This is a genomic window from Streptomyces sp. NBC_00250 (assembly GCF_036192275.1).
GTDB lineage: Bacteria > Actinomycetota > Actinomycetes > Streptomycetales > Streptomycetaceae > Streptomyces.
In genome coordinates this window covers 429,122-443,960 of sequence record NZ_CP108088.1, presented here as the reverse complement: position 1 = coordinate 443,960, position 14,839 = coordinate 429,122, and the positions used below count along the sequence as shown (strand labels likewise).

Below are 14,839 nucleotides of genomic sequence, written 5' to 3'. Positions count from 1 at the left end.
GGCGTCGTGCGCCGTCACTGTGACCTGGACGTTCCTCGTGGATCCCGCGCCCTGTCGCCCGCCGGCCCGGAACAGCGCCGCGATCAGCACCACGGTCTCGACGCGGGTGCAGGCGTCGCGGACGCGTAGTTCGAGCGTGCGCAGGTGGGCGGAGGGGCGGACGTCGTAGGAGAGCGTTCCAGGGTCGCCGATGACGCCGGTGGCGATCAGTTCGTCGACCGCGGTCCGCAGGTGGGCCGGCGCTGCCAGATCACGCTGCGCCGGCTCGCGTGACCCGTGTCGGCTCCGAGCCAGTACGGGGAGCTCGCGGACAGCGCCGGAAGAGGCGGAAGCCCGGGGTTGATCACGCAGAGCGCCCGTACGGGGCAGTCCCGGTCGGGGACGTCCACATGCATCTGGGCGCCGCAGATCAGCTGCTCGTCGGCGACATGCCGGTATGTCTCGCTCATGAACCTGACGGACCAGCGGCGCACGAAGTGGGAGGAGGAAGGCGGCCCGGCGAAGTCGGTGACGCTGAACATCGACGCCGACGCAACCGACGCCGTGAAGGACGGGGACAGTGCCGATGTCGTCATGCGCGTCGGCGCGGTCGTCGCCTACCTCGACGCGGACGGCTCCTCACCGGATGTGTGGGCGAAGCCGTCCTGGCTGGCAACGTCCTCCGCATTCCGCTTGATCCCGAGGAGCTGGAGAGCCTTCGGTCGGACCGGGCCGAAATCGAGGCCGTCATCGAGGCGCCGGCCGAAGACGGCGCCCGGTTCCGCGAGGTCCTCGCGCAGGTGCTCGCCCACGGGCGGGCGGATGCCTTGCCCACGCGGCCTGAGGTCAGTCGAAGGAACGGCCGGAAATCCCACTTCCGCAGGCCACACCACGCCCTAGACTGCGACCGCTCCAAGACCTGGAGATCATCGGGAGGGCGTGCAAGATGAGACGAGCACTGATCAGTGCATTCGCGGCCGCGGCGTTAGTGGTGTCCGGGGGGAGTGTCGCCACCGCTTCCGACAGCGCTCCGCCGCGCACCACGCACGGTCCTTGCCAGTACAGCCAGACCCCGGACGAGCCGCCGGCGCGCCGTGTTCCGCTGCCGCCCGACCCACGGCACACCCCTGGTCGTGGCACGGTCGACTTGGCTGTTCCGACCAGCCAGGGCCCGCTTCCGCTGCGCTTGGACCGGGCCAAGGCGCCGTGCACGGTCCAGAGTTTCCTGCACCTGACACGGCACGGCTTCTACGACCGTACGGTGTGCCACCGCCTGACGGCGTACCCGACGCTGAAGGTCTTGCAGTGCGGCGACCCGACCGGCACCGGTGAGGGCGGGCCCGGGTACAAGTACAAGGACGAACTGCCGGTGGACCTGCCGCCCGCAGCCACCGATCCCACGGGCACGCGCCGGCTCTACGGACGCGGCCTGCTGGCAATGGCCAACGCCGGCCCGAACACGAACGGCTCGCAGTTCTTCGTCGTCTACGGCGACTCCGCACTGCGACCGAACTACACGGTGTTCGGCACGGTCGGCCCCGCCGGTCTGGCGACACTCGACAAGGTCGCCGCCGGAGGCATCGAGCCGACCGCGGAGAACCCGGCACCGGTCGACGGCACACCCGCACTGCGGACCGAGCTGCTCCACGTCCGGCTGTCCTGCCGGCACTGACGCACCGTGATGTCGCCGCGTCCACGACGAACATGCCTGGCGGCGTGCGGGGTTGGCTTGCCGTGACACTCGAAGGCCCAGTGAGTCCCCTGGCTCCTCCATGGAGTCGGATCGATCGCGTCGCCTTCGCGTCACATCCGGGTCGGCAGCAGGCCCTGGTCCTTGACCCGGTTCAGTTGCGTATGCCGCTCGGTTCCGTGTCCGCCTCCGTGGTCCGCGAAGGGCCACACCTGCGTGTCCTTTGTCCCGCGGTATCGGTTGTAGGCCGCGAACACCGTGGACGGGGGACAAGTCGGGTCCCCCCAGCATCGGAGCCAGAGTGGCCACCAGGCGGGCGCCGAGGTCGCGGCGAGCTTCTTGATGTCGACGTGGACCAGTTCGCCGGGTCGGTCGCGCTCGAAGCGTCGGATCGGCTCGCCGGTCGGCCGGTCGAGCCAGGCCAGGTGGTGCAGGCCGTGACGGGTCAGGATGCGGTGCACGGTCGAGGCAGGAAGGCCCAGTACGGGCCCGATCCGGGCCGGGCCGAGCTTGCGGGCCTGGCGCAGGTCGCAGACACGGGCCGCAAGGGCGGCCGGGGTGCGGTGCGGCGTCCTGCGCGGCCGGCTCGAGCGGTCGTGCAGCCCTGCCTAGCCCTCGGCCCGCCACCGTCGCACCCACTTGTGGGCGGTGGCTCGCGAGATGCCCATCTCGGCCGCCACATGCGCAACCGGACGACCTGAGCGGACACGTTCGACCAGTAGCCGTCTCCCGAAGACGGTCAGCCGGGCATTACGGTGGGACACGAAGACCTCCGGTGCGGTGCAGTCCTAGACAGCTCCACCACACCGGAGGTCTTCGCCATGATCAAGACCCCCGACTGGCAACAACGCTCGTGATCAATACAACTAGGGCGTGTCCGGCGGGTCGCCGATCCCCGCGTACCGGCAGAGGCTGATCCACCCCTGCTCGTCGAGCCCGAAGACGTGGGCGATCTGCGTCTTCGGTATCCGACCTCGGCCTGGGGGCGACCTCTCTCACCGCCCCTCGCGGGGGCCCGGAAAGTCGGATGAGGCGCCACGATCTGATGATCAATCTGGACAAGCCGCACACACCGGTATAGCCGCCTTGACCCCTGTTCACGGACCCTGCATCGTTCCCGACCGTATGCCCGCTGAACGATCGGCGGGCCTGTGCGAGGGGACACTCGAACCGCATGTCAGACATATCCGCGAGACGCGGGACCACCCGGTCCCGCGTCCGCACCAAGGCCGCCGTCGGCCGGGGGATGGTGGCCGTCGCCGCCGCGTTCGGCCTCGGCATGAGCGCCGTACCGCTCGCCGCCGCCGTGACCCCGGCCGTACCGACCCCCGGTACGCCGGCCACGATGAGCACCCAGGGCCCGGCCGGTCCCCGGTCCACCGCACAGCCCCCCACGGGCGCGGACACCAAGGCCGCCAGGGCCGTCCAGGAAGCGCTGCGCAAGGCCAAGGCGACCGGCAAGCCCGTCACCGTCGACGCCCTGACGACCGAGACCTCCGAGACGGTCGCGGGCCCCGACGGCCACCGCCTCACCACCCGGAGCCACACCCAGACCGTACGGGTCAAGCGCTCCGGCCGCTGGCAGACCCTGGACGCCACCCTCGCCGCCGGGCCCGGCGGTACCGTCGCCCCCAAGGTCACCGGTACCCGGCTCGTCCTCTCCGGCGGCGGCACCGGTCCGCTCGCCACCGTCACCACCGACGACGGCAAGCAGTTCTCCGTCACCGCCCCGTTCGCGCTGCCCAAGCCCGCCCTGAGCGGCGCCACCGCCACGTACGCCCGGGTCCTCCCCGACGTAGACCTGAAGGTCACCGCCCTCGCCGACGGCGGCTGGCGTGAGGTCGTCGTGGTCAAGACGGCCAAGGCCGCAGCCGACCCCCGGCTCAAGGAGCTGCGCTTCCCGGTCCGTACGAACGGGCTGACGCTCGTCGCCGACCGGGCCGGCAACATCGCCCTCAAGGACGCGCGCGGCAAGGTCCGGATGCACGCCCCCACCCCGTTCCAGTGGGACTCCAGCCACGCCGCGCCCACCTCGCGCTGGGTGAAGGCGGCCGCCGCGGCGAACACTCCCGTGGCCACGCCGACCGCCCCGGGCGTCCGGTCCTCCGCGGAGCAGCCTGGTGACGGCGCCACCGTCTCCACCATGAAGGTCGCCGCGACCGCGGACGCCCTCGTCCTCACCCCGGACCCGAAGACCTTCGGCAAGGGCACCGGCCCCTGGTACCTCGACCCGACCTTCGGAGCCGAGGCCAAGCGCCAGGTCAACGCCCAGGTGCAGGAGAACCACAAGACGACGTCGAACGTCAACACGCTCTCCAGCCTCGGCGTCGGCTACTGCGGCTACTCCGACTGCACCGGCTACGGCCGCTACCGCTCGTACTTCCAGCTCGGCATCCCCTCGGTGCTCTACGGCGACGGCTCCCGCGGCACCGCGCAGATCGCCCGCGCCACGCTGGTCGCCAACGTGGTCAGCTCCTCGGCCCCGGGCACCAACAAGGGCGTCGCCCTGTGGAACACGCCGACGATCCCCGGCGGTGCCACCTGGAACAACCAGCCCTGCGGCACCGGCTACATGAACGGCTGCGACAAGGTCGGGACGCAGTGGATCACCGGCAACGGCAACATCTACTACGACGTCAAGTGGTGGGTGCAGCGGGCCGCCGACCAGAAGTGGTCGAACTGGACGGTCGGGTTCTCGGGTGAGGACGAGAACAACATGTACTACCGCCATCACCTCGGCGCCGACCCGTCCATCGTCATCGAGTACGACATCGCGCCCACCATCTGGTACCCGCGTGCCGTCCCCGCCCCGTCGTTCGCCGACAGCGGCAACACCAGCGAGTGCCAGACCCCGGGCGGCAACCCCTGGGACAACCCCGGCTGGATCGGCGCCAACCAGTACGTCAAGCTGCGCGTCAACACCTGGTCCCCGACCGGCTGGAACCAGCTGTACACCAAGTTCCACGTCTGGGACGACAACGACTCCACCTGGGGCGTCAACCAGGACGTCGGCCCGACCGGCAGCTACGGCGAGGTCGACTACTGGGCCGACCGGCTCGCCGACGGCCACCAGTACGGCTGGAACGCCGAGGTCAGCGACGGCTGGCTGTCCTCCGGCGGCACCGCGTGGTGCTACTTCCGGATCGACAAGACACCGCCGGTCGTCTCCGTCCGCTCCACCGACTTCCCGGCGAGCGGCACCCTCAACGTCCGGCCCAAGCTGAAGATCAACGAGACCGGCACCTTCACGGTCGACGTCACCGACCCCGCGCCGGGCGCCGGGCTGCGCGCCTCCGGCCCGGCCTGCGTCCGCTGGAGCACCGACCCCACCCCGGTCACCGGCTGGAAGTGCGGCGACCCGGGCGTCATCCGGGGTTCGGGCGGCAGCTTCGCCTACACCCCGCGCCTGTGGGGCACCAACATCCTCTTCGTCCAGGCCATGGACGTCGCGGGCAACTACAGCCAGCCCTTCCCGTACACCTTCTACGTCCCCTGGGACCCGGCGACCGGCAAGGCGGTCCCCGGTGACCTCGACCAGGACGGCCGCGGCGACATCCTCAAGCCGGACGCGGCGGGCAACCTGCTCCACATGACGGCGGACACCGATCCGACCCTCGCCCAGGCCGCCCTGCTCGGCCTCGCCCCGCAGGGCACCAACTGGAACGACGTCCAGACCAGCCACCGGGGCGCGCTGCGCTCCATGGGCGTCGACGACGTCTTCGCCCACACCACGGCCAACCCGGCGCTCAAGGGGAACCTCTACCTCTACCCCAACAAGGGCGACGGCACCTTCCACACGTACACCACCGTCGACAAGCCCACGACCTGGGCCGCCCCCGACGGCACCCCGCTCGACGGGCCGCCCGCGTCCTGGGTGCCCGACTGGTCCGAGGCGACCCAGATCCTCGCGCTCGGCGCGCCCAAGGCGACGCTGAACGACTTCGACGGCGACCTCGCCCTCGACCAGACCGCGGTCCTCGCGGTCGAGCGCGGCAACCTGTGGCTCTACCGCTCCAACAGCATCAACACCCTCGACGCCGACGCCGTGCTGGTCTCCGGCACCGGCAACTGGGGCGGCTTCGAGCTGATCAACCCCGGCTCGGCGAGCGGCACGGCCCAGCCCACGCTGTGGACCCGCAGTCTGTCGGACGGCGCGATCCGCTCGTACCGTATCGGCACCGGTCCCGACGGCAGGCTCGACCTGTCCGGCCTGGCCGACCCGCTGGCCCCCGCGCCGATCCTCACCGGGATCACCACGGCCGACTACCCGAAGGTCGGCTCCGTCGGCGACGCCACCAAGGACGGCCGCGCCGACCTGTGGGCCGTCGCCGCGGGCACCGAGACCCTGAAGTTCTGGCGCGGCACCGCCGCCCAGGGCGCCCCGGCGGGCGCCGTGACCGGCTTCGACGCCCCGGTCGAGCTCGGTGACACCACCGCGCCCGTGGACCGGATGCGGCTGGCCACGCAGGTGGGTGGCAAAACCCCGGACGCGTACGGGAAGTTCTCCGGCACCGTCAAGGGCGGGGTGAGCTTCACCGACGACACCGTCAACGGAGCTCCGGCGAAGGTCGCCACCTTCAACGGTACGGACGGGGTCATCGAGTCCGACGGACTCAAGGTCGACCCGACCAAGTCCTTCTCGATCTCCCTGTGGACCAAGGCGAACGCCCTCACCGACGGCGTCGTCATCAGCCAGGACAACACCCAGGCCAGCGGCTTCATGGTGTGGCCCGCCACCATGGCCAACGGCTACGTCAACTGGCACCTCGGCATGGCCACCGCCGACAATGGCGGCTGGCCGTACGACACCACGGACGCGCGCAGCAGCGCGGCCCGGGTCCAGGTGGGCGCCTGGACGAAGCTGACCATCAGCTACAACGCCACGACCGGCCAGACGGCCCTGTACGTCAACGACGCGCTCGCCGCGTCCGGCGTCCACACCACCAAACTGGCGGCGGCGGGTTCGCTGGTCCTGGGCCGCTACAAGTACCAGGGCCGGGGCAGCAACTTCTACAACGGCGCCATCGCCGACGTCGTCGTCCACGACTACTCCGTCGACCCGGCGGGCACCACCGGCCCGATCGCCTCGGACCAGGCCGCCGGCTCCTGCCTCGACCTGGTCGGCAACGTTGCCGAGCAGGGCCACGCGGTCCAGATCTACTCCTGCAACGGCACCGGGGCGCAGGCGTGGACGGGCATGCCCGACGGCAGCCTGCGGATCAAGGGCTACTGCTTCGACGCCCCGGGCAACACCTCCCTGGGCAACGGAACCCCGCTGCAGATCTGGTCCTGCAACGGCAGCGCCAACCAGAAGTGGTACTTCCGCGCGGACGGCTCGATCTACAACCCGGCCTCGGGCCGGTGCGTGGACGCGCCGGGCGGGAACACGCTCCAGCTGTGGGACTGCAACCAGACAAGGCCGCAGCGGCTGATGCCGGTGCCGGTGACGTGATCCGCCGGGGCCTGTCCGTGCCGTACGCGACAGACCCCGTGACGCACGCACTGCGCCCCGCCGACCAGTCTGGTCGGCGGGGCGCAGTGGCCTCAGTAGCCCTTCGGGGCTACTGCGGACGCCGTCCGTAGTAGGCGCGGACGACAGGGGCGAGCTTCCGTTGGACGGACCGGAACATCACGACGGTGGCCTCGTCCGTCAGCCCGGTCGTCACGGACCAGTCGACACCAGAACCCGACAGATCGCTGATGAAGACGATCTCGGAAGCCAGGAGGATCCTGGCCCAATCGGCACCGGGAATCGGGGCGTCCTCGGCCATCAGGGCCCGGAGTTCGTCACTCCGCCCGAGAAGGTCCGTGAAACCGGAGAAACCGAGTGCCACGGCCATCTCGTCGCCACAGCGTGCGGGCCCTCCCCATTCGAGGAGCGCACGCTGCAGAAGCCCGATCTCCACCTCCGCGAGCACCTCGCTCGGCCGGGGCGATCGTTGGTTCGTCAATTCAAGCCGTTCCAGTAGTCCTGCATCCTTCCCACCCCTCGATTGAACACCGTACCCATGTCCGGGTTCATCGGGTCATGGATGACCACGGTCGCTCCGTCCTGGCCCTTGTAGGCCTGCCTTCCGCTGCCCAGTGGCTTGACCTCGGCCGGATTGCTCATGGTGTTCCGGACGTGGTCGTCGAGATCGTCCGCCGACATGCCGGGGAACTCGCTGCCGTGCTTGCTGTTGGCGTGCCCCCGGGCGATCGATCCGGCATCCCCGATCCGCTCAGAATCGCTGATGCCGCCATGGCTGCGAGGGGCCGCGGGCGGGTCGGGGACCTCGGCCATCGTGACGTCCCCGATGCCCTCGCACGTGCACTCGTCCGCGTGGCCCGGGAAGTAGCCACCGCAGTTGTGCACGAGGACCGGAGCCGTACCCGCGAGGACGAAGTACGTGTGCAGGCGGCTCACCGTGAGGTCGTACGTGACCACGGCGTCGTGGTAGTTCCGTACGCCGGTGACGGTGACGCGGGCCCCGCCGGTGCTGCGCAGCTGGTGGCCGGTGGAGAGCTCGCTCGCCTTGGTCCAGCGGCGTCCCGACGCGTCCCAGAACGGGTGGTGCCACGTCGTGGTGAGTTCGGTGACCTTGCCGTCACCGGATTCCAGGACGAGCTCGGTGAACTCCTTGTCGTCCGGTGTGGTGATCAGCTGCTCGACCGTCTCCGCGCGGGTCACGCCGGTCTGCGGGTCGGTCGCGAGGACCTTGTCGCCCTTCTTGACCTGCTCGATCGGCTTGGTCGTGCCGTCCGCCAGCTTAACCGGGGTTCCGGCCGGGAAGCTGTGCGGTTGGATCGGGCAGGAGCCCGCGTTGTCCGCGGTCTTGGCGGCCTCCGCGGCCTGCGCCTCGGCCGTCACCGCCGCCTGCTCCGCCGACGCCGCCTCGTCCGCCGTCTTCCGCGCGACGACCAGCGCCTCCTCGGCCTCTCGGGAGATGCGTTGCGCGCTGCGGATGGCGTCGTAGGCCTTCTCGCCCTCCTTCCAGAGCTTGAAGGCCTTGATGCCGACCTTCACGGCCTTGAAGACCTTCGACCACGGGACGAAGTTCAGGGCCGTGTTGACGCAGCCCATCACGTCGCCCTTGGTGAAGCAGTCGCGCGCGTCGTTGAAGCCGATCAGGTCGCCGACCACGTCGACGATCTTGCTCATCAGCTCTTCGCGCTGCTGCTTCGCCTTGGCCAGTGCCTCGTCGGCGGCCTGCTTCTGGCGCAGCGCCTCCGCCGCCGCGGCCTGCTTGGCGGCGTTGTCGTTCTTCGCCTGCGTGGTGGCCGGGGTGCTGCCGGTGTCGGTGCCGCTGCTGCCGGTGCCCGTTCCGGTCCCGGTCTCCTGCTTGTTGTAGTACTGCGACCACGCGGCCGCGCTCATGCAGCGGCCGCTGCCGTCGTCGGCCGGGATGCACGTACCGCTCGGGTCCGCGTTGACGACCGGGTTGTTGTTGGCGTAGGCGTATCCGTTCCACGACTGCGGGTCGCCCGCGGTGAACACGGGGTCGACCGACAGGAAGCGGCCCGTCGCCGGGTCGTACTGTCTCGCTCCCAGCGTCGTGAAGCCGGTGCCCTCGATGGTGCCGCCGACGAAGCCCCGGCTGCCCGCCCAGACCCCGGCGCCCGGCTGGGTGCCGCGGCCGTTGCCGAACGGGTCGGTCGGACGGCGGGTGGAGAGCAGGGTGCCCGCCTCGAACTGCACGCCGTTGGTGCCGTGCGGGTCGGACGCCTGGTAGTAGAGCTTGGCCGCACCACCCTTGGTGACGCGGGTGACGGACAGACCGCCAGGACCCGGGTAGGTGCGGGTGTCGGTGACGGCACCCGTGCCCTTGTCGAGGGTGATCTCGTCCGCGCCGAGGAACAGGGTGACCGTCTTGTCGGTGCGCCGGATGAGCTGGCCGCCACCGGCGTCGTAGACGTACTTCGTCGAGCCGCTCGCCGTGTCGTCGACGGCGTCGATGCGGCCCTCGGCGTTCCAGCTGAGCTTCTTGGTGCCCGAGGTGTCGGTGATCGCGGTGGTGTTGCCGGAGGCGTCGTACTGGTACGTCGCCGTCTTCACCGCACCGCCGACGGTGGTCCGCGACGTCATCAGCGCGTGCGGGCCGCCGGTGCCGCCGCCCGTGTCGGGGGCGCTGGTCGGGGTGTTGCGGCCAGTGGCGAAGGTCTGGTCGACCGTCTGGTCCTTGGCCGTGTTCCCGGTGGTGTCGTGCCGGACCAGCTTGGTGCGGTTGCCGGTCAGGTCATAGCCGTACGACTGCCAGTACGGGGCCGGACCACCGACCCGCGCGGAGGCGTTGCCCGCCGTCGGCTCGTTCGGGTTGACGCAGCCGCCGATGCCGGAGACCGAGGGCGCGGGCGCCGTGCTGGTCCCGGCCTGGTCGGTCCAGGCGGCGGAGAGCCGGCCCAGGTAGTCGTACGTGAAGCACTGCGTGTCGACGGCCGTACCGTCCTGCACGGTGCTCGACGAGGTGAGCGAGCCCGCCTTGTTGTACGTGTACGACGTCAGGTCGACGTGCGTGGTGTCGCTCGTCTGCTTGTCGAGCGTGGACTGGACCACTCGGCCCGTCCCCGCGTCGTACAGCTGGGTGGCGACCACCTGGGTGCCCCACGGGCCCACCGTCGTACGGGTCGGCCGTCCGAACGCGTCGTACTGCACATCCGTCACCAGCGCGGACTTGCCGCTGGAGCCGATGAAGTTGCCGTCGACGTCGTAGGAGTTGGTCAGCCGCTCGGCGGTCAGACCCGCGCCCGTGATCGCGGGTAGGGTCGCGGTCTTGGGCAGACCGAGCACCGGGGTGTACGTGACCGACGAGGTGTACGTGCCGGCCAGCGCGCCCTCGCTCGACGGGATGACCTTCGACACACCGGTGGGCCGGTAGCCGATGTCGTAGCCGTTGACGGTGGTCTTGTACGCCGCGCCGTTCACATAGCGGGTGGACGAGTCCGGCTTGCCCTTCTTCTTGCCGTCGTAGGTCCACTCAAGGGTCTTCTTCGACGCGTCGGTGGTGTCCGTCCCGTCGTACACGGCGGTCTGGCGGCCCAGCAGGTCATAGGTGACGCTGGACGTCCTGCCACGGGCGTCCGTGGTGCTGGTGATCCGGCCGGCCGCGTCGTACTGACGGCTCAGCTCGCCCGAGTCCGGGTCCGAGCTGCTCGTCGCCTGACCCAGCAGGTCGTAGGTGTACCGCCACTCGTTGTTCGACGAGTCCTTGCGCAGCACCACCCGCCCCGCCACGTCGTACGACGTCAACGTCGCGTCGTACGCCCCGGTCGGCGTGCCCCCCTTGTACTGGCGCACCTCCGTCGTCCGCCCCAGCGCGTCCGAGATCGTCGTCGACGCGAACCCGCCCTCCGGCGGCGTCACGTCCACCCGGTCCGCACCGGCGTACGTCGTCGACGTCCGCCACTGCTCCTGGCCGTACGACATGAACTTGCTGACCGTGACCCGGCCGAGGCCGTCGTACTCGTTCCAGCTCTGCGCCGGGATCTGCGCGTCCTGCGGGTCGAAGACCGTCGCCGTCGGGCCCGAGTCCTTGTTGAAGTACGACGGGGTCGTCTTGACCTGGCGGCCCTGCGAGTCGAAGATCGCGTCCGAGATCAGCCGGCCGACGGAGCCGAACGGCGGCATGGACTGGGTCTGCCGGATCCGGCCGAAGCCGTCGTGGATCTGGATGCTGGTGCCGTAGCTGCCGTCCTCGCGGATGTTCTGCGTGGTGATGGCGGCGGGGCCGTCGCGGTCGATCTTCAGGTCGTACGTGAACTTCTGGTGCGGGCTCTGCGTCGCCTTGTCACGGCCCGGCTTCCACACCGCGATCAGACGGCCGAGGGAGTCGTACTCCTCGTCCGTTGCGTGCCCGTTCTCGTCGACCGCGCGCGTGGGCAGGCCGCGGCCCGGGTCCATCGTCGTGGTCGAGGACCAGCCCAGCGGGTTGGTCACGGTCAGCGCGGTCGGCAGGGCGCCCTCGGACGGCGTGTAGGCCGTCTTCGTCTCGCTGCCGTCCGGGTGCGCCGCGTCCTTGTTGTTCGGGTCGACCGTGGAGATCTGACGGCCGTACTTGTCGAAGGACGCCTTCACCGTCGTGCGGTACTGCGGCGAACCGTCGCCCGCGTACGAGGCGAGGACCTGGGTCGACGTCTGGAGCGCCCGGGCGCCCACCGAGCCTACCTGCTGCTCGTCGTAGAGCGTACGGGTGTCCGCGATGGTGTTCGCCGTGTTCGGCGTCGCCCCGCACCCGCCCGCAAGGGTCAGCACCCGGTACGGCAGCTCCACCAGCATCGCGTTGGCGCCCGTGGTGTACGACGTCTCCGTGCACTGGCGCTGCTCGGGCTTGGTCACGTCACCGAAGACGTCGACCTTCAGGACCCGGCCCGCGTGCGTGCGGTCGGTGTCGTACGTGACCTCGCGCTTCGTCTCGCGCCAGCTGCCGTCGGCGAGCCTGGCGCGCTCCCGGACCTGGGCCGTGTTGACGAAGCGGGCCGTCACCTTCGGGACGCCGGAGACGGACGGGGTGTGGGTGACCGTCGGATCCGAGCGCCACGGGGTGCTCAGCTCACCGCTGAGGACCTTGGCGTCCGGCGCGACCGACTCGAAGGTCTGGGTCTCCCGGACGAAGCCCGCGTACTCCTCCTCGTCGGTGATCGAGCCGCCCCACGAGTCGGTGACCTGGCCGCCCATGCCGCGCAGGAAGGTCGCGACGGACTTGCTCTTGGGGCCGTCGGCGAGGGTGCCGTTGCCGGTGGTCGTGGTGACGGTCGCGTAGCCGCGGAAGTTGTCCCAGGTACGGGACTCCTCGTCGGCGAACTCGGAGTCGTTGCGGTGCCACGCGGCGCCGCCGCCGTACGCGTACTCGGTGATCCGGCCGACGCCGGAGGTGACCCGCGACTCCTGGCTGATGGAGCCGACAAGGTACTTGTGGAACCAGTCGATCGACGGCTTGGTGTTGGTGGGGGAGCCGGGCTTCACCCACTTCACCGGCATGCAGGGCAGGCTGTTGGTCTCCGCCGCGGACGGCATGGGGCCGTTGATCCGCGAGCAGCCCACGTCCTTGTAGCCGATGTTGATCCGGCCGCCGGTCTCGGTGAGGATCTCCGTCATCCGGGGCCGGTAGAAACGCAGGGCGGTGACCACGGGCTCGTCGACGCGGTTGGGCATCTGGATGCCCTTGAAGGAGACCGGCGGCAGCGGGGTCGCCGTCTTGCCGTTGGAGCCGGTGCGCTGGATCGAGTCGAGCCAGAGCGTGGGGCTGCCGGTGCCGTCCTCGGGATACGACCAGCTGTGCTTGAGCGTCCAGGTGTCGACGGTGCGGTAGCCGCCGTCGACCAGGACCTCGGTCTTCACCTCGGCGAGCCGCTTGGACGTCCAGAAGGTCGGACCGTAGACCGTGCAGGTGCCGGTGGCCGCGCACGCCTGGTCGAGCGGGGAGTCCTTCCAACGCGACTTGTTGTCGAGGGTGCGGTCGGCCTCCTCGCAGTCGGTGGCCGCTTCGAGGCAGCGCTCCTCGGCCTTGAAGCTCATGACGACGGCCGGCTTGAGGGTGCCCTTCGCGGCGATCTGCTCGGGCAGCCGCTGACCGTAGGAGACCGTGCGGGGCAGCGAGTAGCGCTCGTACTTCGTGAGCGAACCGGTGCCGTTGTTCTGGCCACCGCCGCGCGCGTAGTTGTTGGTCTCCGGGTCGTACGTGTACGAGATCAGGTTGCCCTGGAGGTCGACGATGTGGTCCAGGTTCCACTGCCAGCCCATCTGGCACCAGGAAGCGGCGCCCTTCGCGGAGCTGTAGCAGGGGTCACCGGCCTTCGGGTGGTACACCGGGACGGTGGACACGGACTTGGTCGCCGGGTCGCTGCCGTCGCCGCCGGGCAGGTGGTTGGCGCCGAAGTAGTACTCGGTGCCGTCGGTGGTGGTGACCTTGAAGCCCTCGCCGTTCCAGGCGCCGTTGTTCAGGCCGGTCAGCGGCGTGATCTTGGTGCCGTCGTCGCCCTGGAGGCGCAGCTCGCCGCTCTGGTCGTCCTTGACGACCTGGCCGGAGTGGCCCGCTAGGTTCAGGGAGAGGAACTGGCCCGCCCAGCACTCGTCGCCGGACATGTCGATGCCCGCCTTGAGGCACGGCGTGTACTGCCGGGAGATGAAGCCGGGGTGGTAGTTCCAGCCCTCACCGAGCCATGACGACTGCGAGTTGGACGCGGCCGTCATGCCGTCGACGGTGGAGGAGTCGTAGCCCAGCATGGCGCTGGGGGCGGCCCCGCCGATCGAGGTCGGCAGCGAGAGGGTGTAGCTGTAGGTGAAGTTGCCCGCGTTCGAGCCCGCGCTCCACGACGCGGAGGGGGAGATCGGGGTCGCGGCGAACGAGCCGCCGGAACCCGAGGCGGCGGGCTCGGCGGCGAGCAGCACGGCACCCGCCGGCTGCGGGGCGGCGGCGGCGAGCGCGCGCGGCGCGGCGGCGGCGCCCTCCGTGGCCTTGGCACGCTGCGCGGCCGTCGTGGCCGGGGCCTGGGCGGCGGGCAGTGTCACGTCGGCCGTCAGCTTGCCGGTGACCGGGTCCACGGTGGACGCGACGGGCGTACGGGTACGGCACGCGGCTTTCGCCGGAGTCGTCAGCGCACAGGCGGGCATGGCCACGAGCCGGGCCCGGTCGTGCCAGTCGCCGGTGCCCTCAAGGGTCTTCACGTCCAGCTCGACCCGGACGGAACGTCCGCCATCGGTCGTGGGCGACGCACCGCGCACGGTGATCAGGTTGCCGAACGCGCCCGCGGCCTTCGACGTGGCCGTGTCGTGCACGGTGACGCTGACGGTGGCGCCGCCGGTGGGGGTCTTGGCGGCGCGGTGCGGGGCGCCGAGGTCGGCCACGGCGACGGGCAGTTCGCCCGCGCGGATCACCGGCGTCCCGGGCTTGCCCGGGGCCTTTCCGCCCGGGGCCTTGGCGGCGCCCGGGGTGCGCAGGGTGACCGTGGCGGAACCCGTCGGGACCTCCCGGCGGGCGAGCCGCCAGCGGCTGTGGCCCGGCTTGCGCGAGGTGGTCGAAGTGCCCAGCTCGCCCGGGTCGTTCGAGCCCGCGACCGACCGGGTCTTGTCCAGCTTGGTGTTCGGCGGCGTCCACACCTTCGGGTGCGGCCCGGCCGCGGCGTCCGCGACCGGGACCGTGACCAGGGACAGCAGTACGGCGAGGACCGAGGCCAGGACCACGGCCATGGATCTCT

The 14,839-nt window shown here is 70.6% G+C and carries 6 protein-coding genes and 1 pseudogene; 2 read left to right on the top strand and 5 right to left on the bottom strand.

What is annotated here, in order from left to right; genetic code table 11:
* Window positions 1-206: 206 nt before the first annotated feature.
* Together OG259_RS41690 and OG259_RS01980 are read right to left on the bottom strand one after the other, a co-directional pair.
* The gene (locus OG259_RS41690) at window positions 207-521 is read right to left on the bottom strand and encodes a glutamate-cysteine ligase family protein (protein ID WP_443051899.1); all 315 of its coding nucleotides are present in this window, start codon (window positions 519-521) and stop codon (window positions 207-209) included.
* 75 nt (window positions 522-596) lie between these two features.
* Entirely contained in the window at window positions 597-791 is a 195-nt protein-coding gene (locus OG259_RS01980; protein ID WP_328940567.1) for a hypothetical protein, read from the bottom strand.
* 335 nt (window positions 792-1,126) lie between these two features.
* Here OG259_RS01980 and OG259_RS01975 point away from each other — a divergent pair, with 335 nt between their 5' ends.
* Window positions 1,127-1,651, top strand: a complete 525-nt coding sequence (locus OG259_RS01975; RefSeq protein ID WP_328940566.1) for a peptidylprolyl isomerase — start codon at window positions 1,127-1,129, stop codon at window positions 1,649-1,651.
* Between the two features lie 131 nt (window positions 1,652-1,782).
* Here the strand turns inward: OG259_RS01975 and OG259_RS01965 are convergent.
* Window positions 1,783-2,433 (bottom strand): annotated as a pseudogene (locus OG259_RS01965) (helix-turn-helix domain-containing protein).
* Between the two features lie 410 nt (window positions 2,434-2,843).
* Between OG259_RS01965 and OG259_RS01960 the strand changes: the two are divergent.
* A complete protein-coding gene (locus OG259_RS01960; protein ID WP_328940565.1) occupies window positions 2,844-7,121 on the top strand; it encodes a ricin-type beta-trefoil lectin domain protein in 4,278 nt (1,425 codons plus the stop codon).
* Between the two features lie 109 nt (window positions 7,122-7,230).
* Here the strand turns inward: OG259_RS01960 and OG259_RS01955 are convergent, their stop codons facing one another.
* Together OG259_RS01955 and OG259_RS01950 are read right to left on the bottom strand one after the other, a co-directional pair.
* The gene (locus tag OG259_RS01955) at window positions 7,231-7,620 is read right to left on the bottom strand and encodes a hypothetical protein (RefSeq protein ID WP_328940564.1); all 390 of its coding nucleotides are present in this window, start codon (window positions 7,618-7,620) and stop codon (window positions 7,231-7,233) included.
* The gene (locus OG259_RS01950; protein ID WP_328940563.1) at window positions 7,617-14,831 is read right to left on the bottom strand and encodes a polymorphic toxin-type HINT domain-containing protein; all 7,215 of its coding nucleotides are present in this window, start codon (window positions 14,829-14,831) and stop codon (window positions 7,617-7,619) included. Before OG259_RS01950 ends, OG259_RS01955 begins: the two co-directional genes overlap by 4 nt.
* Window positions 14,832-14,839: the final 8 nt, after the last annotated feature.

What these genes read in the sequence shown, in the direction of transcription:
- OG259_RS41690 (WP_443051899.1), bottom strand. Translation starts at nt 521, where the DNA reads ATGTTCAGCGTCACCGACTTCGCCGGGCCGCCTTCCTCCTCCCACTTC.
- OG259_RS01960 (WP_328940565.1), top strand. Translation starts at nt 2,844, where the DNA reads ATGTCAGACATATCCGCGAGACGCGGGACCACCCGGTCCCGCGTCCGC.
- OG259_RS01950 (WP_328940563.1), bottom strand. Translation starts at nt 14,831, where the DNA reads ATGGCCGTGGTCCTGGCCTCGGTCCTCGCCGTACTGCTGTCCCTGGTC.